Origin of the sequence: Winogradskyella arenosi (assembly GCF_003337305.1) — a bacterium.
In the GTDB taxonomy this organism is placed as follows: Bacteria; Bacteroidota; Bacteroidia; order Flavobacteriales; family Flavobacteriaceae; genus Winogradskyella; species Winogradskyella arenosi.
In genome coordinates this window covers 407,141-432,607 of sequence record NZ_QPJO01000003.1, presented here as the reverse complement: position 1 = coordinate 432,607, position 25,467 = coordinate 407,141, and the positions used below count along the sequence as shown (strand labels likewise).

Here is a 25,467-nt window from a genome sequence, read left to right as displayed (position 1 = left end):
ACGTATTTTTTTAGTAATTTTGCACGCGATTAGCAAATAAGGACCTACAAATTAATGATATGGCAAATTTTGAACTTAAGTTACCTAAGATGGGAGAAAGTGTTGCAGAAGCAACAATAACCTCGTGGCTTAAAGATGTTGGAGATACTATTGAAGCCGATGAAGCGGTTTTAGAAATTGCTACAGATAAAGTAGATAGCGAAGTACCAAGTGAAGTGGATGGCGTTTTAGTTGAAAAACTATTTAACGTGGATGATGTGGTGCAAGTGGGACAAGTTATAGCAATAATCCAAACTGAAGGTGGTGATACTGTAGAGGTGAAAGCTGAAGACAGTACAGAAGAACCTAAGGTTGAAGAAACAGCACCTAAAGAAGTTGCAGAAATAGCAAACACCGTAGAAGCGGCTAAAGAAACCGTAGAACCTGTAGTGTCTACTGAAGGTCGTTTTTATTCGCCTTTAGTTAAAAATATAGCAAAAAAAGAAGGTATTTCTCAAGCGGAATTAGATACCATTCAAGGCACAGGTAAAGATGCTCGTGTCACTAAAAATGATATTAAAGCCTATTTAAAATCACGTACATCAGCACCAAGCAAGGCGTTAAATTCTGAAACAGGGACCGCGCAGAATAAAGCAGCGGCAGTAAATGTTAAAGAAAGTCCTACAGCAGAGGTGCCAGCAACGAATGCTGTACTTACTGATGGAGGCGATGAGATTATTGAAATGTCTAGAATGGGGAAGCTCATTTCTAAATATATGGTAGAATCGGTACAAACTTCTGCACATGTGCAGTCTTTCATTGAAGCCGATGTTACCAAGATCTGGAACTGGAGAAAGAAAGTTAAAAATGAGTTTGTAAAGCGTGAAGGTGAAAACCTAACCTTTACACCAATCTTTATGGAAGCGATTGCTAAAGCGCTTAAAGATTTCCCTTTAATGAATATTTCAGTTGAAGGAGATAAGATTATAAAAAAGAAAGCGATCAATGTAGGTATGGCTGCAGCCTTACCAGATGGTAACTTAATTGTACCTGTAATTAAAAACGCCGATCAGTTAAACTTACTTGGCATGGTAAAACGTGTTAATGATTTAGCAAACAGAGCGCGTATGGGCCAATTAAACCCTGATGATATTCAAGGCGGAACCTATACGGTAACCAATGTAGGTACATTTGGTAGTATTATGGGAACTCCTATTATTAATCAACCACAGGTGGGTATCTTAGCTTTAGGAGCGATTAGAAAAGTACCTGCTGTAGTAGAAACACCAGAAGGTGATTACGTGGGGATCCGTTACAGAATGTTCTTGTCACACTCATACGACCATAGAGTTGTTAATGGGGCATTAGGAGGGCAATTTGTAAAAGCGGTTAAAGATTATTTAGAAGCTTGGGATCCTAACCGAGAAATATAAATTAGCGCTTGCTTTTAGCATGACTGATAAAATAAAATCTATTAATTTTATTTAAAGATTAAAAAAAAGCATAGTTTTAAGACTATGCTTTTTTTATGAGCTTTGGGAGGGCGTCCTAAAGGTATGAAAGCATAGTGTTTAGGTCTCTTAGGAGTAACAGGATAAAGTTCGGATTAAGTTTTAAACGGCTTGCTGCGTACTTCAAGATGGAATAAATTAAAAGCCTAATGGTTTCAAATTTTTAAAATAAAGCTATTTTTATCGAAATTTTATAAGGCTACCTAAAAACGGCCTTATAAAGCGAATCAAATTAAAGACTCCGCACTTGTGTATGAGCACCTCGTTTGTAAAGACGAAAAAATTAAAGCATCTATGACAAATAATGTAATTATTGAAAATCAATATAAAAGAACAAGTCTGTTTGAAAGAGATAATGTAAATTATCTAGTTCATGTTTTAAAACGTTTTAATACCGTTCCAAAACTGAACAATATTAATATTATTACTTCAAGCTCTGTACCGGATGTTTTTAAAATAGTCCCGAATAAGTCAATTATTATTGGGGAAGCGTATTTAAAAAATCCAGTATTAGCCTTAGTGTACTTAAGGTACGGTATAGAATGGCAATTGTGGTATAAGGCTTTAAGTAATAAGGCTGACGATGCGGCTTTATGTGATATTGCAGCTTTTGAAGTGACTCGTATTTTTTACCAGCTTTTACCTAAAGAAGATAAAGAGAAATTAAAATCTTTAAATTACTTCTTAATTGAATTATTTAAGAACGATGAAGATTTAAGTCCTGAAACCTTATTACAACACGAAGGTTTACAGGGATTTCATAGTTTAGATCATTCTGAAAATACATTTGAAGAATCTTGGGGACCAATCGTAGAGAATTTGGCCAAACCAACCGAATATTTATTAATGTCTGGTGGGGATTTAAGATTGAATATTGATGAGGTTGCTTTATTAAATAAGTACGGTTGTCGTCCGTTTCCAAGACCAGAGGCTTTTACTTTTGCGTCTTCTACGGCTACGAGTGTCTCTAACTTTGCTTTTGATAAAACAGATAAAGTTAGAAGCATTCTTATAAAAAACAGTTTGAAAAATGGTTTTAAGAAAACCACAACTGAGTTTTCAGAATTATTAAAGAATAACCTGAAAAACATTTTTAAATTAAATGATGCCTGCGAAATTATCTTTTCACCTTCAGGAACCGATGCTTCGCTTCAAATTGCAGCAATCACACAAATTGTTACCGATAAAGAAATTACTCATGTGCTTGTAGCTTCCGATGAAACAGGAAGTGGTGTACCAGCAGCATTAAAAGGTTGTCATTTCGAAAATACTACAGCGCTTAATGTTCCTATTAAAAAAGGAGATAAAATTGAAGGGTTTAGAGATGTAGAGCTCATCAAAATCACCTTTAGAGATGAGAATGGGAAGTTAAAATCGGATGATCAATTAGACAAAGAGGTTTTTACAGCGATTACTGAAACTAATAAATTAGGCAGACATGTGGTTTTACATGTTATGGATCACTCTAAATTAGGATACCAGTCGCCAAGTGAAAAAATGATGCAAGATTTAGATGCGCTTAAAGACGTTTCTATGCAAGTTATTGTAGATGCTGCTCAATTGCGTTTAGATCCTGCAGATATTCAGGCCTATTTAGAAAAAGGTTATATTGTTTCTACCACCGGAAGTAAATATTTTACAGGACCTCCTTATGCTGGGGTTTTAATTTTACCGGAAAGTGTGAGCCAGCAAATACAAGCGGCCAAACTGCCATTACCAAAAGGATTAACTCAATATTATAACCATTCCGATTGGCCAAAGTCTTGGTTCTGTTCAAAAGCTTTATCAGAAGGGTTTAATTACGGTTCTTATATGCGTTGGAATGCCGCTATTGTAGAAATGGATCGGTATTATAAAACGCCAATTCTCTATAGAAATATGGGAATTGAAATGTTCTGTAATTTTGTGGAAGATTCTATTGCAGATGCCACATTCTTAGAACCCTTATATGGTGAGGAAACAAAACCTAATAGTTACAATAATAAAGAATTTGGTATTGGTAATTTCAGAACCATATTTCCGTTCTTTATTTTACAAAATAAAGATGTGCTATCGGTAAATCAGGTTAAAAAGCTGTACACGCTTTTAAACTCCGATATTTCAGATTTATTTGAAGGCTCACCTTTAGAGATTGTGAGATTGGCAGGGCAGAAATGTCATATCGGTCAGGCGGTAAATGTAAAGTACCGTAACGATCTTCAAAGTGCGGTGTTAAGAATTAGCTTAGGTGCTAGAGTTATTTCTGAAAGTTGGGTGAACCGAGATATCAGTTTATTCTTTAGAAATATTGAAGCCCAAATGAATCAGATTACTGTGATCATAAGAAAAATTGAATTAATTCTAAGTGAACCCGACTTATTGAAAGAGGCACTCTAAACCAAGACGGCTTTAAGTTCTACATGAAACGCTCAACAGAATTGAGCACTATTATAAGAAGAGTACAGGTGTAAAAACTGTACTCTTTTATTTTTAATCTCGAAATTGCCAGCGCAGAAAGCCTTACTGTAGGTTTATGGCTGTGCGATTTTTTATATGTTTTAAGGACCGAAGAAGTCTTTTTAAAAGAATCTAATTACCTTTGCACAAATTAAATAGCCAATGCAACTGAATTTATCTAAGCCAATCTGTTTTTTCGATTTAGAAACCACAGGAGTGAATATTTCAAAAGATCGAATCGTAGAGATTTCTATTCTTAAAGTCTTTCCTGATGGAAAAGAACTCGCAAAAACTTGGGTTGTAAATCCTGAAATGCCAATCCCTGCAGAGGTTACCGCAATTCATGGAATTTCAGATGCTGATGTGGCAGATAAACCTACGTTTAAAGAATTATCAAAAGAAATCTATAACCTTATTAAAGATTCCGATTTAGGAGGCTTTAATTCTAACCGTTTCGATATTCCGTTGTTAGCGGAAGAAATGTTACGGGCAGAGGTCGATTTTGATATGAAAAACACCCAATCTGTAGACGTGCAAACCATTTTTCATAAAATGGAACAACGTACTTTAGTGGCGGCTTATAAATTTTACTGTAATAAAAGTCTTGAAGATGCACACAGTGCAGAAGCCGATACAAAGGCTACTTACGAGGTTTTAAAAGCACAGTTAGATAAGTATGAAGAGCTAGAAAATGATACAAAGTTTTTGGCTGAATTTAGTTCGCGTAAAAAATTCGCAGATTTCGCTGGCTTCATCATTTATAACAAAGAAGGTGAGGAGTGTTTTTCATTCGGAAAACATAAAGGAAAACGCGTGTTAGAGGTCTTAGATAAAGAACCTGGGTATTTTGGATGGTTGCTCAATGCCGATTTTCCGTTGTACACCAAAAAAGTATTAACCGCAATTAAATTAAGTCAGTTTAATAATAAGTTAAGCTAATCACGGGCGTTTTTAAAGACGTTTAGTTGAAGAATCAGGCTTAAAAATTAATAAAATTTCTATCCGAATAGGACGCATAGCTATATGAAACTAATCTGTATAGGTCGTAATTATACCGATCACATTAACGAACTAGAAAATGAAAAACCAACAGATCCGGTCGTGTTTTTAAAACCAGACACCGCTATTTTGTTGAAGAAACAACCATTTTTTATTCCAGATTTTTCTGATGAAGTGCACCATGAAGTTGAAGTCTTAGTGAAAATTAATAAAGTAGGTAAACACATCGCTAAAAAGTTTGCACACAAATACTATGATGAAATTGGTTTAGGAATTGATTTTACAGCGCGAGATTTACAAGCGCAGTTAAAAGCAAAAGGCTTACCTTGGGAAAAAGCAAAAGCTTTTGATGGGGCAGCAGTAGTAGGGAAATGGTTGCCAAAAACGCAATTGACGTCGGTAGATAACCTTTCCTTTAAATTAACAAAAAACGAAGAAGTCGTCCAAGAAGGAAATACAGAGCTTATGCTTTGGAAAATTGATGAACTCATTGCGTATGTTTCTCAATATTTTACGTTAAAAATTGGAGATATTATATTTACAGGAACGCCAGCAGGTGTCGGTAAAGTGTTTGCAGAAGATCAATTAAAAGGATACCTTGAGGACGAGGAAATGTTTTCAATAAAAATTAAATAAATGTCACAATATTATAAATTAGATCGTGTACGAGAGTTAGCTGATAATGATGAGGATTTCGTATCTGCCATTGCAGCTGCATTTTTGGAAGAAGTTCCGGTAGACGCCGAGCGTTTAAAAGTTGGAGTACCAAAAAAAGATTATAAAGATGTGTATCAGGCCGCGCATAAAATGAAACCTACGATAGATTTATTTGAATTAGGAGTTTTAGAAACCTTAATTGAAGTTCAAGACTGGGGGAAATTTGAGCAAACTGAAAAAGACATTACCGCAGAATTGCAAACGGTACTTACCGCAGTAGAAAATGCAACCAATGAAATTAAAGCCGATTTCGGACTTTAAGCCCTAGGCTACAATTCTCAAAATGGTTTCAGTCTTACTTTAGGCCGTTATAGCGTTGATCCCTTTAATATTACCACCGCTAAATGTGTTTTAAGCTTTGTAAGCAGACCTTCTTTTAAAAAGAAAATAACAGAACTTACCCCATGCAAGCAGAAATAATTACGATTGGTGATGAAATCCTAATCGGACAGATTGTTGATACAAATTCAGCATTTCTAGGAAAGGAATTTAATAAAATAGGAATTTCAATTTATCAAATTACTTCCGTTCAAGACGAAAAATCTCATATCTTAAAAGCGCTTAAAGAAGCCGAAGAAAATGCCGATATCATTATTGTTACCGGAGGACTAGGACCTACTAAAGACGATATAACCAAGCATACCATTTGCGAATATTTTGATGATGTTTTAGTCGAAGATCAAGACGTTTTAGAAAATGTAGAACGTATTTTTTCAAAATATAAGTCGCCTTTATTAACCGTTAATAAACACCAAGCCTTAGTACCTTCTAAGTGTAAGGTCTTAATGAATCATAACGGTACAGCTCCAGGAATGTGGTTAGAAAAGAATGGAAAAGTATTTGTCTCTTTACCCGGCGTGCCATTTGAAATGAAAGCCTTAATAACGGAGCAGGTTATTCCTAATTTAAGAGCGCAGTTTAAGTTTCCTTACATTATGCATAAAACCATATTAACCTATGGTCTTGGTGAAAGTGCTTTGGCAGAACGTATAGAAGCTTGGGAAGATAATTTACCACATTATATAAAACTAGCGTACTTACCAAGTTTAGGGCGTGTACGCTTACGTTTATCAGCAAAAGCAGAAGATAAAGTGCTTGTAGAAGAAGAAGTACAACGCCAAGTCAATTTGCTATTGCCTCAAATTGAAGATGTTTTTGTGGGGTATGAAGAAGACCGATCTATAGAAGCCCTTATAGGACAACGTTTAATTGCTATGGGGAAAACTTTGGCCGTGGCAGAAAGTTGTACTGGAGGATTTATTAGTCAGTCCTTTACAGCAAACGCAGGATCTTCAGCTTTTTTTAAAGGTGGTTTAGTGCCGTATGCAACGGCTTCTAAAGTGAAACTCTTAGGAATTCCTGAAGCGCTCATAGAAGAACATTCAGTAGTAAGTAAGGCCGTGGCAGAAGCTATGGCGCAAAATATAAGAAGCATGTTTGAGTCCGACTATGCCATAAGCACTACGGGTAATGCCGGACCTGCAAAAGGTGATTCGGATGCCGAAGTGGGAACCGTACATATTGCCATTGCTACAAAAGACTATGTTATATCTGAAGAATTTAACTTCGGAAAGCATCGTGAAAACGTGATTGGTAGAGCCACAAATAAGGCTTTTAGCATGCTTCAAAAAGAAATTTTAAAAAAGTAGTGATTTATATTTGTTGAAACGCAAACTTTTATTAAATTTGCACCCTTGTTTAAAATATCCATTATTGGATTTGGAGTAAACAGAAAACAATAATACACCTAAAGAAAGAATACAATGTCAAGAGTTTGTGAACTTACTGGGAAGAAAGCGATGGTTGGAAACAATGTTTCTCACGCAATGAATAAAACTAAACGCAAGTTTGATGCAAACTTGATTAAGAAACGTTTTTATATTCCTGAAGAAGATAAGTGGGTAACATTAAAAGTTTCAACGTCAGCGTTAAAAACAATCAACAAGATTGGTATCGATGCGATGTTAAAAGAAGCTAGAGCAAAAGGATTTTATAAATAATAGCGTTTAGTTAACGCTTAAGTCGATTTACAATGGCAAAAAAAGGAAATAGAATACAAGTTATCTTAGAGTGCACAGAGCACAAGGCTTCTGGTCAACCAGGAACATCAAGATATGTTACAACAAAAAATAAGAAGAATACGCCAGATCGTATGGAGATTAAGAAATTTAATCCTATCCTTAAGCGTATGACAGTTCATAAAGAGATAAAATAATAAATCATGGCAAAGAAATCAGTAGCGTCTTTACAGACAGGATCAAAGCGTTTGACAAAAGCGATAAAAATGGTGAAGTCACCTAAAACTGGAGCTTACATGTTTGTAGAATCAGTAATGGCACCAGAATTTGTCAATGACTTTTTAAACAAAAAATAATCTTTATTTCTATAGAGATTTATAAAACTGCTTTCATTTGAAAGCAGTTTTTTTATGTTTATATTTGAAAACGTCTGACAAGTTAACAGTAAATTGTTATCGGCAAGATTATTGTTTGTTACAAAATTGAATAACAATACGATTAAAACAGAATTCATACTTCTGTCTAAGTGTTGTATAAATAGAATTATACAAATGAGTTTTTTTAAAAAAATATTCTCCTCTGAAAAAAAAGAGACCTTAGATAAAGGCTTAGAAAAATCTAAAACCTCTTTCTTTACTAAACTTAATAAAGCGGTTGCAGGAAAGTCTAAAGTTGATGATGACGTTTTAGATAATCTTGAAGAAATTTTAGTGACTAGTGATGTTGGTGTCAATACCACATTAAAAGTTATTACCCGTATTGAAGCGCGTGTTGCGCAAGATAAATACTTAGGAACTTCAGAACTTAATAAAATTTTAAGAGAAGAAATTGCGGCGCTTTTATCCGAAACAAAATCTGGAGAAGAAACCGATTATGTTATTCCTCAACTTCCTAAACAAGCCGATGGTTCTAAAACCCCTTATGTGCTTATGGTTGTTGGTGTTAATGGCGTAGGAAAAACAACAACAATTGGAAAATTAGCCTACCAATTTAAAAAACAAGGTTTAAAAGTGGTTCTTGGTGCTGCAGATACATTTAGAGCGGCTGCTATAGACCAATTACAAGTATGGGCAGATCGAGTAGAGGTGCCTATGATTAGACAAGAAATGGGCTCTGATCCCGCTTCTGTAGCTTTTGATGCACTTAAATCTGGAGTGAGTCAAGATGCAGATGTGATTATTATTGATACCGCAGGACGTTTACACAATAAGATTAACTTGATGAATGAGTTGACTAAGGTCAAGCGTGTGATGCAAAAAGTAGTCGGAGACGCGCCGCATGATGTCTTGTTAGTTTTAGACGGATCTACAGGGCAAAACGCCTTTGAACAAGCCAAACAATTTACAGCCGCAACCGAAGTGACCTCTTTAGCCGTAACCAAATTAGATGGGACCGCAAAAGGTGGGGTTGTCATTGGTATTAGTGATCAATTTCAAATTCCTGTAAAATATATTGGAGTAGGTGAAGGCATTGAAGATTTGCAAGTCTTTAATAAATATGAATTCGTCGATTCTTTCTTCAAATAATAAAAACTTTATATCGTCCGGTTGTTTCAGTTTAAAATGTTAACGCTTTAAACTGAAATGACCGGTTTACGTTTTATCACTTTCTCGTGTAAGCACAACTATTGGCATACACCGTATAGCTACCGACTTCTAACGCTGAAACGCTAGGATATTCTTCTTAGCTAATAGGGTAACGGTAGTTGAGAATTCATTGCAAAATGCCCTAATTCATAAAGGCATTAAGTTTCTCCCAAAGTTCGTTATCAAAATTTGAGAGGGCAAAATTTTCTTCGTCAGCAGCCTCACCCATTCTAATGATAACCAATTCTTGACTTGGGATTACATAAATCTTTTGATCATTTTTTCCTAGAGCCGCAAACATGTCACTTGGTGCATTGGGAATTAATGCGCCTTGAAATTCGTATTGCGTTTGGGGTAAGCGATAAGTACCGCTTCCGTTTAGCCACCATAAGTAGCCATAAGCTTCATTGAGGGTTTGTGTGGCGTGAGTGGCGTCATACATAAACAATTCGGGAACAATTTGTTCGCCATTCCAATTGCCATTGGCTAAAGATAAGAGTCCAAAACGCGCCATACTTCGTGCTGTACTCCAGTATACATTAAAGTCATCTCCATTTAACCAAGCACCCGACATTCCTATTTTAGTTTTTAACGCACCATTAAAGTAATTAGACCAAGTCTCTAGACTTGCCGTTGCAATAACATCTTGAAGTTTGACATACACATTATGATACGCCCAACGTTGTCCTGCATCTTCAAGATATTGTAAATCACTAGGTGAAGTACCATCACCAAGACCGTCATCTAAACCTGAGGTCATTTGCAAAAGATGTTCATTTGTAATAAGGGCTTCTTTGTTACTAGGCGCATTGGTCCATCCTGTGCCTAAATAATCAGAAACGTTGGATTGAAGGTCAATTAGACCTTCTGCTTCAGCAATACCCGTAACCGCGGTTGTTAGTGTTTTTCCGGCACTTGCCCAATACCATGGCGTGGTACTGTTATGTGAATTAAAATAATGCTCTTCCACAATTTTTCCTTGGTGTAATATGATAAAAGCTTTTGAGTTCTTTTCTTCTAAAAATGCTAATAAATCAGGCAATTGGCTCGTGTCCCAATTTAAGTCTTCTGCGGCAGTGGTCTCCCAAGTATCAGAATTATTAGGCGGAAAGTAAAGGTCAGTTGAAGGCACTGTAACAGAGGAGTCATCTGTAGAGCATGATAGAACACCTAAAAGGCAGACCCCTAATATAAGCGTATAGATTGGTTTCATAAATCCGGTTTTTAATTAGACCCTTCAAGATACAAAACGTTTAATTGAGCTAAGGAGCAACCAATTATCGTAAATCATTCCGTATCTTTGCAAACTGATTTATAAATAAGCATGAGAACAAAGACCATTAAAAAGAATAAAATCAACGTGATAACCTTAGGCTGTAGTAAGAATGTTTACGATAGCGAAGTGTTAATGGGGCAGTTGAAAGCAAGTGGAAAAGAAGTGGTCCACGAGCAAGAAGGTAACGTCGTAGTGATTAATACCTGTGGATTTATCAATAATGCCAAAGAAGAAAGTGTGAACACCATTTTGGAGTACATGCAGAAAAAAGAAGAAGGAGAGGTTGATAAGGTTTTTGTAACAGGATGTTTAAGCGAACGTTATAAGCCAGATTTAGAAAAAGAAATTCCTAATGTAGATCAGTATTTTGGAACTACAGAATTACCAGGTTTACTAAAAGCACTTGGTGCCGATTATAAGCATGAACTTATTGGGGAGCGTTTAACTACAACACCTAAAAATTATGCGTACTTAAAAATTGCTGAAGGCTGTGATAGACCTTGTAGTTTTTGTGCCATTCCTTTAATGCGTGGAAAACATAAGAGTACACCTATTGAAGAATTAGTTATTGAAGCTGAAAAATTAGCCGCTAATGGCGTTAAAGAATTAATTCTTATTGCCCAAGATTTAACCTACTACGGTTTAGATATCTATAAGAAGAGAAACCTTGCGGAGTTATTAGAAAATTTAGTGAAGGTTGAAGGTATTGAATGGATCCGTTTGCATTATGCATTTCCAACAGGTTTCCCGATGGATGTTTTAGACGTTATGAAACGTGAGCCTAAAGTTTGTAACTATTTAGATATTCCGTTACAACATATTTCTGATGCTATCTTAAAAAGTATGCGTCGTGGGACTACAGAAGCTAAAACCACAAAGTTACTTCAAGATTTTAGAGCTAAAGTACCAGAAATGACCATACGAACAACTTTAATTGTTGGGTATCCTGGTGAAACTCAAGAAGATTTTGAGTTGCTTAGGGACTGGGTTAAAGCCATGCGTTTTGAGCGTTTAGGTTGTTTTACCTATTCGCATGAAGAAAATACACACGCTTATAATCTTGAAGATGATGTTCCTGAAGATGTGAAAATGGAACGTGTTAATGAAATCATGGAAATTCAATCTCAAATTTCTTGGGAGTTAAATCAAGAGAAAATAGGAAAAGAATTTAAAGTGGTTATCGATAGAAAAGAAGGAAATTATTTTGTCGGAAGAACAGAATTTGATTCTCCAGACGTGGATAACGAAGTTTTAATTGACGCCTCTACAACGTATTTAAAAACAGGAGAATTCGCTAAGATTAAAGTTATTGAAGCTGAGGATTTTGACCTATATGGTGAGGTTGTTAGTTAAATAAAGTGTGACTTTAGTTTGGTTTTTGAGTCTAAGTATTATCAAAATATTTTTTATATGACTCCTATAAGAAGAAACCAAATGCGACTGATAATGCTGTTTACTTATCTCGTTATAGCAGCTTTGCTGTATCAATTGGCATTACATCGCTAATTCATTTATTATGCTATATTTATAGTCAATTTAAACGCTACAAGTTTTATTGAGACGTATAAATGAAAACAAAAAATAGGCCCATTCTATATCGTATTAGAATGGGCCTATTAATTTTTAGAAGAGATATGCTAAGGCTATCCTCTTATGGATTTAATAGAATAGGAGCTCCAAAACCTAAAGCTTCTAATTTGTTGAGTTGCGTTTTAGCATCCCCAACAATTACATATATCATTTTATTAGGTTTAATGTAAGTTTCAATCAAGGCCTTTACATCGTCTACCGTAAGGTTCCTTACAATGCTTTGGCGTTGTTTTGCATAATCGTCAGCGTAACCCAAGTTACTAATCTTGCTAAGCATTTGTAATTTAGATCCTAAAGTTTCAAAAGCGCGAGCACTACTTTTTAAGGTAAATCCTTTCGTAATTTCTAAATCCTTAGCGTTATAGTTAGGCCCGTAATTTTCTAAAATGGTTTTCACTAGGGCGGCCGATTCGTAAGTCACATTCGTTCTTACACTACTATTAATGGTGAATTCACCACTGTAAGCATCAGCATCAAAACTAGAACGAATACCATAGGTGTACCCTTTTCCTTCACGTAATTCTTGTGTTAATTGTGAAGCAAAACTTCCGCCACCTAAACGGTAATTCATTACTGTAGCAGCATAATAATCGCTATCAGTAGCCTTTAATGAAGGGTAACCAAATTTTATAACCGATTGTTTTGCTCCAGGTACATCATAAAAATAAACTTTAGAGGTTTCTGGATATTCTGGTGTTGGTAAGTCAGGGAGATTCACTGTTTTAGAGTCCCATTTGGTATTCAGTTGCTCTAAAGCCTCTACAACTTGTGTTTTAGAAATTGCACCAACCACATGAAAATTAGTCAACTGAGGGCTCAGTTTTTCCGTATAATAGTCTTTTAAATCTTGAATGGTAATAGTATTTACAGAAGCTTCAGTCCCTTGTGGATTGTACGCTAAAATATGATCTTCACCATAAACTTGTTTTGCAAAAACTTGCGAAGCAATACTATTAGGATTTCCTTTTTGGCGTTGAATATTACTAATCGTACTTTGTTTTAATAAACTAAATTCGTCCTCATCCCATCGTGGTTCTAGTAGCATTTCTGTTATTAAAGCCATCGTAGCATCAAAGTGTTTTGCTAAGGTAGTACCGGCAATAGTAACACTGTTGGTGTTGGCATAGCTATAAATTTGAGCTCCTAAACTTTCAATGGCGTTTTCTAAAGCTTCAGGAGTTTTACTTTGCGTGCCTTTACTCATTAATTTGGCCATAAGATTGGAAACACCAACCTTCTCAATAGATTCTAGAAGTAATCCGCCTTTAATTTCCAATTCAAATTCAACTAAAGGAACTTCAGTATTTTCAATACCATATACGTTTAGTCCTGAACTTAAATCTTGTTTCCACACTTTTGGGATCACTAAATCCGGACTCGCTCCATAAGGCGGTTCTTGAGAGCGATCAAATAGACTCGGAGTTTTTTCGTAGTCCGCTGCAATACTGGCATCAAAGCTATCTTCAGCACCTTCTATAATTTGCTCTTCAACCACCTGCGCTAATTCTGAGTTTTCTAGAATAAGGTCTTGCTGTCCTTGAGGAACAAAACTAGTCGCGATATATGGTTTATCTTTAATATAAGTCTGGTACACACGCATTACATCTTCCGAAGTTACCGCTAAGATGTGTTTCACATCTTGGTTAATATAGTCAGGGTCACCGGCAAAAATTTCATATTGTGCCAACTGAAATCCTTTTCCTAAAACACTAGAAAGTCCGCTGTAGAAATCTGTTTCTTGTCCTGCTTTAATTCTGTTGAGATCACTTTCAGAAATACCATGGGTTTCAAAATCCTTAAAAGCCTTGTCTATGGCTACAGCAACATCATTTAGGTTGCTGCCACTAAAAGCGGTAACATTTAACATAAGTTGTCCGGCAATTTCAGCATTGTTTTGATAGAAACTAACACGGTTGGTAAGCTGCTCTTGGTCAATAAGCACTTTGTTAAGTGGCGCTTTTTTACCTCGTGCTAAATAATTCGTTAAAACACTTAAGGCATAAGCGTCTTTATCATACTCTGGCACCCCTGGCCAGGCCATAGTGAGTTGGGGTAATTGCGCAAAGTTATCAATATAGTATAATTTCTTTATAGCGTCTAAAGTAACGGGTTGTTTTTCTATTTTAGGAATCGCTTCACCTTTAGGAATTTCATTAAAGTATTTTTTTACCCAGGCTTTGGTTTGTTCCACATCAATATCTCCGGCAATAGTTAAAGTCACATTATTAGGTACATACCAGCGCTTGTAAAACTCTTTAACATCATCTAACGTGGCATTCTGTAAATCTTCTAAAGATCCGATAACTTCCCAGCTGTAGGGATGCCCTTCAGGATATAAATTACTATTGATAACGCTAGAATTAAATCCGTAAGGTTGGTTATCTACACGTTGGCGTTTTTCATTCTTAACTACTTGTTTTTCCTTGGCTAAAACAGGTTCAGTTACGGTATTGATAAAATAGCCCAATTTATCAGCTTCAGCCCAAATCATTTTTTCTAAAGCATCTTTAGGGACGGTTTGAAAATAATTGGTACGATCGCGACTTGTAGAGCCGTTGGCACCCGAGCCTCCTATACGAGCACTCATTTGGTCTAAACCTCCTTTTCCTAAATTCTCAGATTCTAAGAAAAGTAAGTGTTCAAATAAATGGGCAAAGCCTGTGCGGCCTTCTTTTTCGCGTGCTGATCCTACGTGAGCCGTTAAGGCAACAGCCACCACAGGGTCTGATTGATCTACGTGAAGGATGACTTGTAAACCATTGTCTAGCGTAAATTTTTCAAAATCGACATTAAAGTTTTCTTCTGTGTCTTGTACGGGTTTCTCCGTTGCATCTTGGCAAGACCATAGTCCGAAAAGGACCCATAGACATAAAAAACTTGATTTAAGGTGTTTCATAAATATTAGAGTTTAAGGAACTGGTGGTTTTTAAGTCCGTTCCGTATTTAGGTTGGTTTTATATCTTAAAAAATAAACGTGTTCGTCCTTTTATAAGACGGTATTGTTTGAGTTGAAAACGCGACTACAATTCAAAAGCGTTATTATTCACCATAAAAATAGAATTCGCTAAAAAGAGTTTTCCATTTTCCCAGAAATTCCTGAAAAGCGTGTTGTCTACCATGTAAATAAAACTTCCATTTCCAAAAGGCTCTTCACCAAAAATTAAAGTTTGGTCTAATTGCTTTAAAGCCTCTTGTCCGGCAAAACCAGAAAAAACTTGGGTGTTATTTAAATACGCCACATTGTAACCTTTGCTAAGCAAATTATAGTTGTGACTTCCTTGTTTTAAGGTGAAATAGTCTTGACCATACCCAAAGCCCATAGGATGGGTGTTGTCTACTTTAGCTTTAAAAATTGCTCCCGTAATTAAATGGTTACTGTAGGCGCGCTCGCGGTCAGCATAAGAAGTCAATAGTGGTGTTTCCGTATTATTTTCTGATCGTTTAGAACTTAAATTTAAATCTTCATCTCTATCAAAATTTCTTAAAGCGCCGTCTATGGCAATCAATTTTCCTCCAGAACGTACCCAGTCTTTTAGTTTTGTCATGGTTTTTTCGCTCAGAACGTTTCTATAATTTCCATTAGGAAGGATAAGCACATGGTAAGCATCTAAATTGGTGCGGTCTAAATGAGCTGTGTTTATTGAGGTTAAAGGGTAGTGCAAATCTTGTTCAAAGAAATACCATACTTCGCCATAACTTAAAGAAGAGGTACCTTCTCCAGAAAGTACGGCAACCTTTTGTTTGTTGATTAACTTAATATCTGGAGAGCCTATATCTGGTGTGGTTTGAGAAAATCCTGAATGAATTTCAGTCAACTCTTGATTAAAGGTGTTAGCTATACGTTGTAATTGTGCTACGGCATTTTCAATATGCTTATTATCACCTTTAGTAATGATGAGTGAACCTCGTTCAAACTTGCTGTCTTTTGAACGGAACGGTTTTTCTGTAAAGCGCACCTTAAAGTTTTGTTGTAATAATTCCGCTAAAAACTGAGCGTCATTCATACTATTCCAAGCACTGACGTAACCATAAGCATCGTTTAATGCAGGTTGATTTTCAGTCGTAAAGTTGGTGTTGCTCTTAACTTTTGTGGTGCTAGCTATAGCTTCTAAACCATAAGCATAGGGTAGGGACCAAGCCGTGATATCGTAAGTTAATGAATCTGAAAGTTTGGCATTAGGTTCAAAAAGGACTTTAACCATCTTACCTTTTGGTTGATCGCTATGGATAACTAAAGCCGAATTATTAATCGTCATCTGACCTTTCTTTGCGGTGCTGTACTGGTAGCCTGAAACTTTATTGGCCTCTGGTTTTTCAAATTGAATCTGATGAGTATTTAAAAGCTCCTTTAGGCTATTAATGTGATTAGTTTCTCCTTGAACCACGTAACTTTTACAGTTAAGCGAGGCATTGTTAAAGAACTTTTTAAATTCAGTATTGAGTTGTTTTGCATTTTTTGAAGCCATTTCTATGGTAGAAAGTCCCGTTGTTGTATGGTGAGTAAGGCGTTCTACTAAAGTTAAAATATGGCCTTCATCGTTTAAAATTCCTAAACCGGCTCTACCATGACCTCCTTGTTCGTAAGTCATTCCCATAGCGCCCATATAGGTAGGGTAAGTATCTCCATAACTTGGGTAAAACAAATCGAAACGTTCTCGAGTGAAAAATAACCAACCTTCAGCATCGAAGTATTTCGCATGATTTTTTCCAATTTCAGTTTGAAAATCGCGTTGCCAATCGGTTATAATTTCATGAAATGGTTCTGCGGCAGGAGCAAAATAATAAGGCTCATTTATGCCTTGTTCATGAAAATCAACATGCACATGCGGCATCCATTGGTTATAAACTTTGAGGCGTTGCTGTGTTTCTACTTGTGTCGCCCAAACCCAATCTCTGTTGAGATCAAAAAGGTAATGGTTGGGTCTTCCACCAGGCCATGGCTCTTGATGCTCGCTAGCTTGGGCATCTGTATTGTAGATATTGTCTGCAGTTTGGTTGTACCAATTAACATAACGATCGCGACCATCAGGATTTACAGAAGGATCGATAATAACCACCGTATTTTTAAGCAGGTCGTTATGTTTTGTAAGTAAATTGTACAAGGTTAACATTGCGGCTTCAGAGCTAGAGGCTTCATTACCGTGCACATTATAGCTTAGCCAGACAATAGCAACCTCAGAGGAGGTAGCCTTTCCTTCCAAAAGACCAATGTTTTTTAAATTCTTGGTTCTAATGGCTTCTAAATTCTTTATATTTTCTTCACTAGAAATGTACGCTAAGTTTAAACCTCTGCGTTCATTGGTGGTTCCGTAAGATTCAATTTTTACTTGTTTAGGGCGTGCTGCGGCGACGGCCTTAAAATAATCGACAATTTGATGGTTTCTACTGAATTGACTTCCAATAGGGTAACCTAGGAATTCGCTTGGCGATTGTAGGTTTTGAGATACTAAGGACAGTTGGAAGGTAAAAAGCACGAAGAGTGCAAGCATAAGTTTTTGCATGGAATAGCGGATTAATTACAAGCTAGTAAATATACATTGCTCGGCTGAATTAACTAAAAATTAGTAGTTAAAAAATAGAAGTGCAGTATATTTATGCCCAAATAAATAATTTGTATGCCAACCGACTGTATTCCGTTTAGGGAAACCCATTATTTTTCAGACTTTATTTGTGATTATCTCGATGAGACCCCCGAGTTAAAAGGCTTCTATCATCGATTTCCAAAATTAGAGAACTTTAAAGCACAGTTAGAAGAGAAACAGGGAACCATAACACCTCAGTCTCGAAACGTTTTGGTAGAGAGTTTAGAACAGCAATATAAAAACGTACGAGCTTCTGAGGCGACGATTGAAAATATTTCGCTGCTTAATTCAGAAACGACCTTCACGATTACCACGGGACATCAACTGAATTTATTTACGGGACCACTTTATTTTCTGTATAAAATTATTTCTACCATCAATTTAAGTAAGGAGCTAAAAGCGGCTTATCCTAAGTATAATTTTGTGCCAGTGTATTGGATGGCTTCTGAAGATCATGATTTTGAAGAAATTAATTATTTCAACTTTAAAGGAAAAAAAATACAGTGGAATTCTGAGCAAACAGGAGCGGTTGGACATTTTAATACCGAAGGCTTAGAGGCCGTTTATAATGTTATAGCCTCTGAATTTGGCCCCGGAAAACATGCAGAACAATTAAAAACATGGTTTAAAGAGGCCTATCTTAACCATGACAACCTCGCTGATGCCACACGTTATTTAGCTAATGCCTTATTTTCAGATCAAGGTTTAGTAATTATAGATGCAGATGACAAAGCTTTAAAACGCCTATTTATTCCGCAAATGAAAAAGGAGTTATTAGATCAAACGGCGTTTAAAGAAGTTGCTGAAACCAATAAAAAGCTTGAAGATCTAAACTTAACCATTCAAGTTAATCCTAGAGAAATTAACTTATTTTATATCAAAGATGGCCTAAGAGAACGCATTGTAGAGCAAGATGGCGAATTTTCTGTTTTAGAATCTGATTTTAAATGGACGCAACCCGAATTGCTTCAGCATTTAGAAGCTTATCCGGAGCGTTTTTCTCCAAACGTGATCATGAGACCCCTATATCAAGAAGTTATTTTACCCAACCTTTGTTATATTGGTGGTGGCGGAGAAATGATTTATTGGTTGCAGTTAAAGGCCAATTTTGAAGCTCAAAATGTCACCTTTCCTATATTGTTATTACGAAACTCAGCCTTAATAAAATCTGAAAAACAAGCAGAAAAATTAGAACGACTACAGATTTCTAATCGCGATTTGTTCTTAGATCGCCATTCTTTCATTAACAAGAAAGTGCGAAAAATTTCTAATATTGATATCGATTTTTCTGAACAAGTAAAGCATTTAGAAGAGCAGTTTAAAGCCCTTTATGATTTAGCGAAACAAACAGATCAATCTTTTGTGGGGGCCGTAAAATCGCAAGAAGTAAAACAAATAAAAGGATTACAACATCTTGAAAAGCGCTTATTAAAAGCACAAAAACGAAAGCTTGCAGACCAAATAGAACGCTGTACAGCTTTGCAAGAAGCCTTGTTTCCAGGTCAAAGTTTACAAGAACGAAATACCAATTTTTCAGAATTGTATTTGGAATACGGCGACCAACTGATACCTCAACTAACCAAAGCCTTAAAACCACTTCAAGGCGAATTTTTAATATTAAATTTATAATAATTAATGCATCACATTGATATTGATTTGATTGAGATGACTTTAGATGTCATGAAATATGTCATCGGAAGAGTTTCAGCAACAGAACATCAAATTGGAAAACCTAGAAAATCGGAAGATTTAAAAGCCTTAGTCGGGGATACCGTGACTCCGAAAGGAGTTGGCGGCGAATACGCTTTTAATTTATGGAAAGAACACTTGGCTAAGACTAATGTTCCTGTAGATCATCCTCGAAATTTGGCTTTTGTGCCGGCATCACCAACAAAAGCAGCCATCATGTTCGATCTTATAACGTCGGCGTCAAGTATACACGGGGCGTATTGGATGGAAGGCGCTGGTGGAATTTTCTGTGAAAACGAAGCTATGAGTTGGATTGTCTCTTTAACAGGAATGCCAGAAGGGGCTTTCGGAGTCTTTACAAGTGGCGGAACAGCGGCAAATTTATCGGCCATAGTTACGGCAAGAGAACATTGGAGAGAAAATGCAGAGTTTAAAGGGGAAAAAGGATTAATTATTACCTCTATAGGAGCGCATTCTTCTATTAAAGCCATGGCAAAAGTAGCCGATGTTGATATTATTTTAGTGGATTCTGAAGAGCATCTTACAGGAGCCATGCTAGAGGAAACTATTGCAACCTTAACCGAGCACCAACGTAAATGTTTATTTGCGGTAGTGGCTACAGGTGGAACAACGAATGCGGGTATTATTGATGATCTGTCAAGTATAGCAGAGGTTTGTGAAGCTCAGAATTTATGGTTTCATATTGATGCCGCTTATGGTGGTGGTGCCTTAGTGGCAGACTCTGTACGTCATCTTTTTAAAGGGATTGAACGTGCCGATAGTATTACCATTGATCCTCATAAATGGATGTTTTCACCTTACGATTGTGGAGCAGTACTTTATAGAGATATGGAATTGGCTAAAAATGCACATTCACAACAAGGCTCTTATTTAGAGATTTTTAAAGATGAAGGGGCTCACGGATTTAATCCTACCGATTATCAAATTCAATTAACAAGACGTGTTAGAGGTTTACCGTTATGGTTTTCTTTAGCAACACACGGCACAGATCGTTATAAAGAAGCGGTGGAACGTGGATTAGAATTGGCACAAATTGCAGGCCGTTTAATAGAAGCGCATCCTAAATTAGAATTGGTGAGAGAGCCAAGTCTTTCTTGTGTTTTATACCGAAGAATAGGATGGGAGCCGGAAGATTATACGCATTGGACTTACGAGAATCATAAAAAAGGATTCGCATTAGTAACGCCTACAAAATGGAAAAATGGCGATACTTTTGAAACCTGTTCTCGTTTCTGCTTTATCAATCCGGATACCACGGAACGCGATATAGAAATGATTTTAGAAACTATGGAATAGCCACTGTAGTTTTAGTCTTAAAGCCGTTAGTTGTGTTTGGCATGGCTAACGGCTTTAGTATTTCAAAATTATATGAAGTATAGGGCTTTAATCGTTAAAGCCATTACGGATTATAACCAAGTTTATACCAACGCAATAGGCTTAAAAGCGGGTTTTAAAATAAAACCTATAATATATTGTTTTTTAATTATTTAATATTTTTTGAAATTTTATGTAATTCGTAAATCGAAAATTTCAAAATCAATCGTTATTTTTGCGCATGCAACACAACAAAGTCCTTATTTTAGATTTCGGTTCGCAATACACACAGCTTATTGCGCGTCGCGTTAGAGAATTAAACATCTACTGCGAAATTCATCCATTCAACAAAATTCCTTCAGATTCTGATAGCTTTAAAGCTGTTATATTATCTGGTAGCCCAAATTCCGTTCGAGGAGAAGCCGTGCTTCATCCCGAGTTGGAAGGCATCAGAGGAAAAAAGCCAATGTTAGCCGTTTGTTACGGAGCACAATATTTGGCGCATTTCTCAGGTGGCGAAGTGGCAGAGTCTAATACCAGAGAATACGGTAGAGCCAATTTAAGCTACATCAAAACTGATGAACCTTTCTTTGAAAATATTCATGAAGGAAGTCAGGTTTGGATGAGTCATAGTGATACGATAAAACAATTACCAACAGGCGGTGTTTTATTAGCAAGTACTAATGACGTAGAAAACGCAGCTTATAAAATTGAAGGTGAAGAAACCTATGCCATTCAATTTCACCCAGAAGTTTACCATTCTACAGATGGTTACCAACTTTTAAATAATTTCTTAGTAAAAATTGCAGCGGTAGAACAAGATTGGACACCACAATCTTTTGTAGAAGAAACCGTTGAAGGTTTACAAGAACAATTAGGCGATGATAAAGTCGTTTTAGGATTATCTGGAGGGGTAGATTCTTCAGTAGCCGCTATGTTATTACATAAAGCTATTGGTAAAAACCTCTACTGTATTTTTGTAAATAACGGTTTACTTCGTAAAAATGAATTTGAAGACGTCCTTACGCAGTACGAAGGTATGGGCCTTAATGTAAAAGGTGTGGATGCTTCGGCACGCTTTTTGGATGCGTTAAAAGGATTGAGTGATCCAGAGCTAAAACGAAAAGCTATTGGTCGTGTATTCATTGAAGTTTTTGATGATGAAGCCCACTTAATTCAAGATGTAAAATGGTTAGCACAAGGAACAATTTACCCTGATGTTATTGAGAGTGTCTCAGCAACAGGAGGACCAAGTGCAACGATAAAAAGTCATCATAATGTTGGGGGCTTACCAGATTTTATGAAATTAAAAGTAGTAGAACCTCTAAAAGCCTTATTTAAAGATGAGGTAAGACGTGTAGGAGCTTCGATGAATATGGATAAACACTTGTTAGGAAGACACCCTTTTCCAGGACCAGGACTAGCAATTCGTATTCTTGGAGATCTAACGGAAGAGAAAGTACGTATATTACAAGAGGTCGATGCTATTTTTATTAATAATCTACGCGCTTGGAACCTTTACGATAAAGTATGGCAAGCCGGGGCAATGTTATTACCTGTTAATAGTGTTGGTGTTATGGGCGATGAGCGTACCTATGAAAAATGTGTCGCTTTAAGAGCGGTAGAAAGTACTGATGGTATGACGGCAGACTGGGTAAACTTACCTTATGAGTTTTTACAGAAAACCTCTAATGAAATTATAAATAAAGTAAAAGGGGTAAACCGAGTTGTTTATGATATCAGCTCAAAACCACCTGCGACCATTGAGTGGGAGTAAATTTAAATGACCTGTTTAGTCTTAAGTAAAGACGAAACAAAACCTATAAAATCCTACAAGGTTAATTTTAACCTTGTAGGTATAAAGAAAGCGTTTATGAAGAAAATTTTGGCTATCATTTTAATTGCGGTTACAACGTTTGTAAGTGCGCAACAGAAATATATTGAGCATACGGTTCAACCTGGAGAAACTATTAAAAGTATTGCCAAAGCCTATTTAGTAACCCCTTTCGATATCTATGCTTTAAATCCTGATGCACAGCGGAAATTTCAACCTAATTCGGTATTAATTATTCCGAATTCTAAGATTAAGAATGCGCCTATTGAAGAAGAAAGCAAAGAACTTACCGGATATACAACACACAAAGTAAAACGTAAAGAAACGTTATATGGTTTAACCCAAAAGTATGGGGTCTCTGAAGAAGAGATTAAAAAAGCTAATCGTTTTCTATATGCCAATAATTTAAAAAAAGGGGATAAAATTAGAATTCCACGTTATAAAACGGTGAGTTCTAAACAAACCTTAACCAATACGGTTAAAAAGTACACGGTACAACCTAAAGAAGGCAAATGGAGAATTGCCTATAAATTTGGGATTTCTGTAGCCGATCTCGAGGCGTTAAATCCATTTATGAAGGATACGATTCAGCCTGGAGATGAGTTAAACGTGCCTAATATTCAAGATCAAGAAGAAAAAGAGATTGAATCTGAATTTGGCTATTATGAAGTATTACCTAAAGAAGGATTCTACAGATTAAAGGTAAAATTAAACCTTACTCAAGAACAACTTGAACATTTAAATCCGGAATTAAAAGAAACCGGATTAAAAGCGGGAATGGTTTTAAAGATTCCTGGTACTGTTAGAGGAACCTCTGAATTAGAAACGGTTTCAACCACCAACTTAAAAACAAATCTTACCAATTTTAAGACTAAAAAAATAGCCTTAATGATGCCTTACCGTCTTGACCGAATTGATGTAGATGCGGTGGAAGAGACTAAGGAGATGATGAAAAATAATAATTTGTTGTCTACGGTTTTAGAATTTCATATTGGTGTGATGATGGCTTTAGATTCCGCCAAGCAATTAGGAATTTCAACAGATTTAAAAGTGTTTGATACCCGTTATAACGTGGCGAAAACCAATGATATTTTGGTTGAAAATGATTTTTCAGACTACGATGCGGTTATAGGACCAATTGAAGAGAAGAGTTTTAGTCGTGTAGCTATGAGTCTAAAAAGAGACAATATTCCTGTTATAGCGGCTATGACAAAACCAAGTGAGTTGCTTAGCAATGTGTTTCAAACGCTACCGGAAGAAAAACTGATGCGTCAAGCCATGATTAATTTTGTAAAAGCTGATAGTAGCCAAACAAAAGTGGTGATTATTTCAGACCATGCACACCGTGCAAGTAGCGAGGCACTTAAGCAAGAGTTTCCAAATGCTAAGATTGTTTATTCTCGTCCAGATAAAAAGAATAAAAGTAAAGATGCATTCTTTATCTATCATACCGATTTGCAAAATGTAATTTCAACAGGGAAAACCTTAGTGTTTTTAGAAACGGATAATTACAATTACTCTACAAGCGTTATTAGTATGCTTAATGGATTGGTAGGACCTAAAACAGATATTATCTTAGCGACCCTAGATAAAGGGAAAGCTTTTGAAGGTAAGGATATCGATAATAATAACTTATCTAATTTACATTTCCATTATCCATCAGTACGTAAAGACTACGACGAAGCAAGCTCTAACGGTTTTGTTAAAGCTTACAGAGCAGAATATGGAGTATCGCCGAGTAAGTATGTGGCTCGTGGTTTCGATATTACTTTAGATTTACTGATGCGTTTAGCTTCTGCTGAAAATCTATACGATAGCAACTTAGAAGCTATTGAAACGGAGTATGTTGAAAATAAATTCAGATACAAGAAAACCTTATTTGGAGGGTATATTAATGAAGCGATTTATATTGTGAAATATGATAATCTTAAGATCATAAACGCAAATTAAAAAGATGGCTGTAATGGTGTAGTAGACTTAAGTTTAGAGTCGTTCTTAGAGTTTAAGAATATAATGCTACATGAATAGGATAACAACACGTGAAAATTATAATTCTTTTTCTAAGCTTACTGGTGGTGACGCCCGTATCCAACGACGATGCCATAACTTGGAATGAAGATAAAAAACTGACTTGGGCCGATTTTAAAGCACCCCCAGATTCGAATTCTGATGCAGCAGCCTTAACAGCATCAGGGATAACTTTTGGTTTTACGGTAAAAACATCAGGAAGCCAAATTGTTGATTTTTCTACCACGGTGTCCGCTCAGTTTTATCCGCATAAATCATGGTATATTAAAGACAAAGCCAACCCTCATGTTTTGGCCCACGAACAATTACATTTTGATATTACTGAACTTTATGCCCGTCAGTTTAGAAAAGAATTGGCCTTATTAAAGGTGAATAGGAAAATAAAGGCACAAATGAAGGCCTTGCATTCGCAGATCAATACGGCCTTAAATGAGCGTCAACAACGTTACGATTTAGAAACCAATCATTCTATGAACGAAACGGCGCAACAAGAATGGAAAACCAACATTACACAAGAGCTTAAGCAGCTAGAATCGTTTCAATCCTTATAAGATTAAACCGGTTTCAGTAAGGTTTAAGAATTCAACAAAACCCCTACCGATACAAGTTAGCATGGAATTAGACGGCACCGTTTTAATTGAGTTGGCACATTATAAAATGCCATTTGGAAAATATAAAAACTATTATCTTATAGATGTTCCTGAGGCTTACTACATATGGTACCAACAAAAAGGTTTTCCACCAGGAAAATTAGGACGTATGATGGCGCAAATGTGCGAGATAAAGATTAATGGTTTAGAAGAGTTGATCTACACCATCCGAAGAGATTTTAAGAAGTAACCCCATTCATTTATTTTCTTTAGTGCTAAACTTTGGGCTTTAGATGT

The 25,467-nt window shown here is 36.2% G+C and carries 20 protein-coding genes; 17 read left to right on the top strand and 3 right to left on the bottom strand.

The features are described 5' to 3' along the window. Positions 1-59: 59 nt before the first annotated feature. From DFQ08_RS11000 to ftsY, 10 genes are all read left to right on the top strand, one after another. Positions 60-1,412 (top strand): dihydrolipoamide acetyltransferase family protein, encoded by a 1,353-nt coding sequence (locus DFQ08_RS11000; RefSeq protein WP_114310069.1) that lies wholly within the window; start codon positions 60-62, stop codon positions 1,410-1,412. 372 nt (positions 1,413-1,784) lie between these two features. Beyond that, positions 1,785-3,866: a hypothetical protein gene (locus DFQ08_RS10995; RefSeq protein WP_114310188.1), complete on the top strand. Its 2,082-nt coding sequence runs from the start codon at positions 1,785-1,787 to the stop codon at positions 3,864-3,866. A gap of 222 nt (positions 3,867-4,088) precedes the next feature. Next, positions 4,089-4,865: a 3'-5' exonuclease gene (locus DFQ08_RS10990; protein WP_114310068.1), complete on the top strand. Its 777-nt coding sequence runs from the start codon at positions 4,089-4,091 to the stop codon at positions 4,863-4,865. An 84-nt stretch (positions 4,866-4,949) separates the two neighbouring features. After that, positions 4,950-5,561, top strand: a complete 612-nt coding sequence (locus tag DFQ08_RS10985; RefSeq protein WP_114310067.1) for a fumarylacetoacetate hydrolase family protein — start codon at positions 4,950-4,952, stop codon at positions 5,559-5,561. Beyond that, complete coding sequence (locus DFQ08_RS10980) at positions 5,562-5,903, top strand: Hpt domain-containing protein (protein WP_114310066.1); 342 nt, start codon at positions 5,562-5,564, stop codon at positions 5,901-5,903. It begins immediately after the preceding gene. A gap of 143 nt (positions 5,904-6,046) precedes the next feature. Then, the gene (locus DFQ08_RS10975) at positions 6,047-7,291 is read left to right on the top strand and encodes a competence/damage-inducible protein A (RefSeq protein ID WP_114310065.1); all 1,245 of its coding nucleotides are present in this window, start codon (positions 6,047-6,049) and stop codon (positions 7,289-7,291) included. A gap of 114 nt (positions 7,292-7,405) precedes the next feature. Then, positions 7,406-7,642, top strand: coding sequence for a 50S ribosomal protein L28 (gene rpmB / locus DFQ08_RS10970; protein ID WP_114310064.1), 237 nt, complete (start codon positions 7,406-7,408; stop codon positions 7,640-7,642). A gap of 32 nt (positions 7,643-7,674) precedes the next feature. Beyond that, a complete protein-coding gene (gene rpmG / locus DFQ08_RS10965) occupies positions 7,675-7,857 on the top strand; it encodes a 50S ribosomal protein L33 (protein WP_114310063.1) in 183 nt (60 codons plus the stop codon). 6 nt (positions 7,858-7,863) lie between these two features. Beyond that, positions 7,864-8,016 (top strand): DUF4295 domain-containing protein, encoded by a 153-nt coding sequence (locus tag DFQ08_RS10960; protein ID WP_008271041.1) that lies wholly within the window; start codon positions 7,864-7,866, stop codon positions 8,014-8,016. A 195-nt stretch (positions 8,017-8,211) separates the two neighbouring features. Further along, positions 8,212-9,186: a signal recognition particle-docking protein FtsY gene (ftsY, locus tag DFQ08_RS10955; protein WP_114310062.1), complete on the top strand. Its 975-nt coding sequence runs from the start codon at positions 8,212-8,214 to the stop codon at positions 9,184-9,186. 202 nt (positions 9,187-9,388) lie between these two features. On the opposite strand, the gene DFQ08_RS10950 is transcribed toward ftsY, so the two are convergent. Continuing rightward, the gene (locus tag DFQ08_RS10950) at positions 9,389-10,459 is read right to left on the bottom strand and encodes a serine hydrolase domain-containing protein (protein ID WP_114310061.1); all 1,071 of its coding nucleotides are present in this window, start codon (positions 10,457-10,459) and stop codon (positions 9,389-9,391) included. A gap of 111 nt (positions 10,460-10,570) precedes the next feature. Between DFQ08_RS10950 and rimO the strand changes: the two genes are divergently transcribed. After that, on the top strand, positions 10,571-11,875 hold the full coding sequence (gene rimO, locus DFQ08_RS10945) for a 30S ribosomal protein S12 methylthiotransferase RimO (RefSeq protein ID WP_114310060.1): 1,305 nt from the start codon (positions 10,571-10,573) through the stop codon (positions 11,873-11,875). Between the two features lie 298 nt (positions 11,876-12,173). Here rimO and DFQ08_RS10940 read toward each other — a convergent pair whose 3' ends face one another. Together DFQ08_RS10940 and DFQ08_RS10935 are read right to left on the bottom strand one after the other, a co-directional pair. Continuing rightward, entirely contained in the window at positions 12,174-15,008 is a 2,835-nt protein-coding gene (locus DFQ08_RS10940) for a M16 family metallopeptidase (protein ID WP_114310059.1), read from the bottom strand. A 124-nt stretch (positions 15,009-15,132) separates the two neighbouring features. Then, entirely contained in the window at positions 15,133-17,613 is a 2,481-nt protein-coding gene (locus DFQ08_RS10935) for a M14 metallopeptidase family protein (protein ID WP_114310058.1), read from the bottom strand. A gap of 114 nt (positions 17,614-17,727) precedes the next feature. Here DFQ08_RS10935 and bshC point away from each other — a divergent pair, with 114 nt between their 5' ends. From bshC to DFQ08_RS10905, 6 genes are all read left to right on the top strand, one after another. After that, positions 17,728-19,323, top strand: a complete 1,596-nt coding sequence (bshC, locus tag DFQ08_RS10930; protein ID WP_114310057.1) for a bacillithiol biosynthesis cysteine-adding enzyme BshC — start codon at positions 17,728-17,730, stop codon at positions 19,321-19,323. 6 nt (positions 19,324-19,329) lie between these two features. After that, the gene (locus DFQ08_RS10925) at positions 19,330-20,700 is read left to right on the top strand and encodes a pyridoxal phosphate-dependent decarboxylase family protein (protein WP_114310056.1); all 1,371 of its coding nucleotides are present in this window, start codon (positions 19,330-19,332) and stop codon (positions 20,698-20,700) included. A gap of 259 nt (positions 20,701-20,959) precedes the next feature. After that, a complete protein-coding gene (gene guaA, locus DFQ08_RS10920) occupies positions 20,960-22,495 on the top strand; it encodes a glutamine-hydrolyzing GMP synthase (RefSeq protein WP_114310055.1) in 1,536 nt (511 codons plus the stop codon). A 96-nt stretch (positions 22,496-22,591) separates the two neighbouring features. Beyond that, complete coding sequence (locus tag DFQ08_RS10915) at positions 22,592-24,502, top strand: LysM peptidoglycan-binding domain-containing protein (RefSeq protein ID WP_181858398.1); 1,911 nt, start codon at positions 22,592-22,594, stop codon at positions 24,500-24,502. Between the two features lie 89 nt (positions 24,503-24,591). After that, on the top strand, positions 24,592-25,131 hold the full coding sequence (locus DFQ08_RS10910; protein ID WP_245935420.1) for a DUF922 domain-containing protein: 540 nt from the start codon (positions 24,592-24,594) through the stop codon (positions 25,129-25,131). A gap of 61 nt (positions 25,132-25,192) precedes the next feature. Next, positions 25,193-25,420, top strand: a complete 228-nt coding sequence (locus DFQ08_RS10905; protein ID WP_114310053.1) for a DUF3820 family protein — start codon at positions 25,193-25,195, stop codon at positions 25,418-25,420. Positions 25,421-25,467 lie beyond the last annotated feature (47 nt).

Excerpts from the sequence above, each read along its gene's own strand:
- rpmG (WP_114310063.1), top strand. The coding sequence starts at position 7,675 with ATGGCAAAAAAAGGAAATAGAATACAAGTTATCTTAGAGTGCACAGAG.
- rimO (WP_114310060.1), top strand. The coding sequence starts at position 10,571 with ATGAGAACAAAGACCATTAAAAAGAATAAAATCAACGTGATAACCTTA.
- DFQ08_RS11000 (WP_114310069.1), top strand. The coding sequence starts at position 60 with ATGGCAAATTTTGAACTTAAGTTACCTAAGATGGGAGAAAGTGTTGCA.
- DFQ08_RS10940 (WP_114310059.1), bottom strand. The coding sequence starts at position 15,008 with ATGAAACACCTTAAATCAAGTTTTTTATGTCTATGGGTCCTTTTCGGA.
- rpmB (WP_114310064.1), top strand. The coding sequence starts at position 7,406 with ATGTCAAGAGTTTGTGAACTTACTGGGAAGAAAGCGATGGTTGGAAAC.
- DFQ08_RS10925 (WP_114310056.1), top strand. The coding sequence starts at position 19,330 with ATGCATCACATTGATATTGATTTGATTGAGATGACTTTAGATGTCATG.
- DFQ08_RS10975 (WP_114310065.1), top strand. The coding sequence starts at position 6,047 with ATGCAAGCAGAAATAATTACGATTGGTGATGAAATCCTAATCGGACAG.
- DFQ08_RS10990 (WP_114310068.1), top strand. The coding sequence starts at position 4,089 with ATGCAACTGAATTTATCTAAGCCAATCTGTTTTTTCGATTTAGAAACC.
- DFQ08_RS10980 (WP_114310066.1), top strand. The coding sequence starts at position 5,562 with ATGTCACAATATTATAAATTAGATCGTGTACGAGAGTTAGCTGATAAT.
- DFQ08_RS10995 (WP_114310188.1), top strand. The coding sequence starts at position 1,785 with ATGACAAATAATGTAATTATTGAAAATCAATATAAAAGAACAAGTCTG.
- DFQ08_RS10935 (WP_114310058.1), bottom strand. The coding sequence starts at position 17,613 with ATGCAAAAACTTATGCTTGCACTCTTCGTGCTTTTTACCTTCCAACTG.
- bshC (WP_114310057.1), top strand. The coding sequence starts at position 17,728 with ATGCCAACCGACTGTATTCCGTTTAGGGAAACCCATTATTTTTCAGAC.
- DFQ08_RS10950 (WP_114310061.1), bottom strand. The coding sequence starts at position 10,459 with ATGAAACCAATCTATACGCTTATATTAGGGGTCTGCCTTTTAGGTGTT.
- DFQ08_RS10905 (WP_114310053.1), top strand. The coding sequence starts at position 25,193 with ATGGAATTAGACGGCACCGTTTTAATTGAGTTGGCACATTATAAAATG.
- guaA (WP_114310055.1), top strand. The coding sequence starts at position 20,960 with ATGCAACACAACAAAGTCCTTATTTTAGATTTCGGTTCGCAATACACA.
- ftsY (WP_114310062.1), top strand. The coding sequence starts at position 8,212 with ATGAGTTTTTTTAAAAAAATATTCTCCTCTGAAAAAAAAGAGACCTTA.
- DFQ08_RS10960 (WP_008271041.1), top strand. The coding sequence starts at position 7,864 with ATGGCAAAGAAATCAGTAGCGTCTTTACAGACAGGATCAAAGCGTTTG.
- DFQ08_RS10915 (WP_181858398.1), top strand. The coding sequence starts at position 22,592 with ATGAAGAAAATTTTGGCTATCATTTTAATTGCGGTTACAACGTTTGTA.
- DFQ08_RS10985 (WP_114310067.1), top strand. The coding sequence starts at position 4,950 with ATGAAACTAATCTGTATAGGTCGTAATTATACCGATCACATTAACGAA.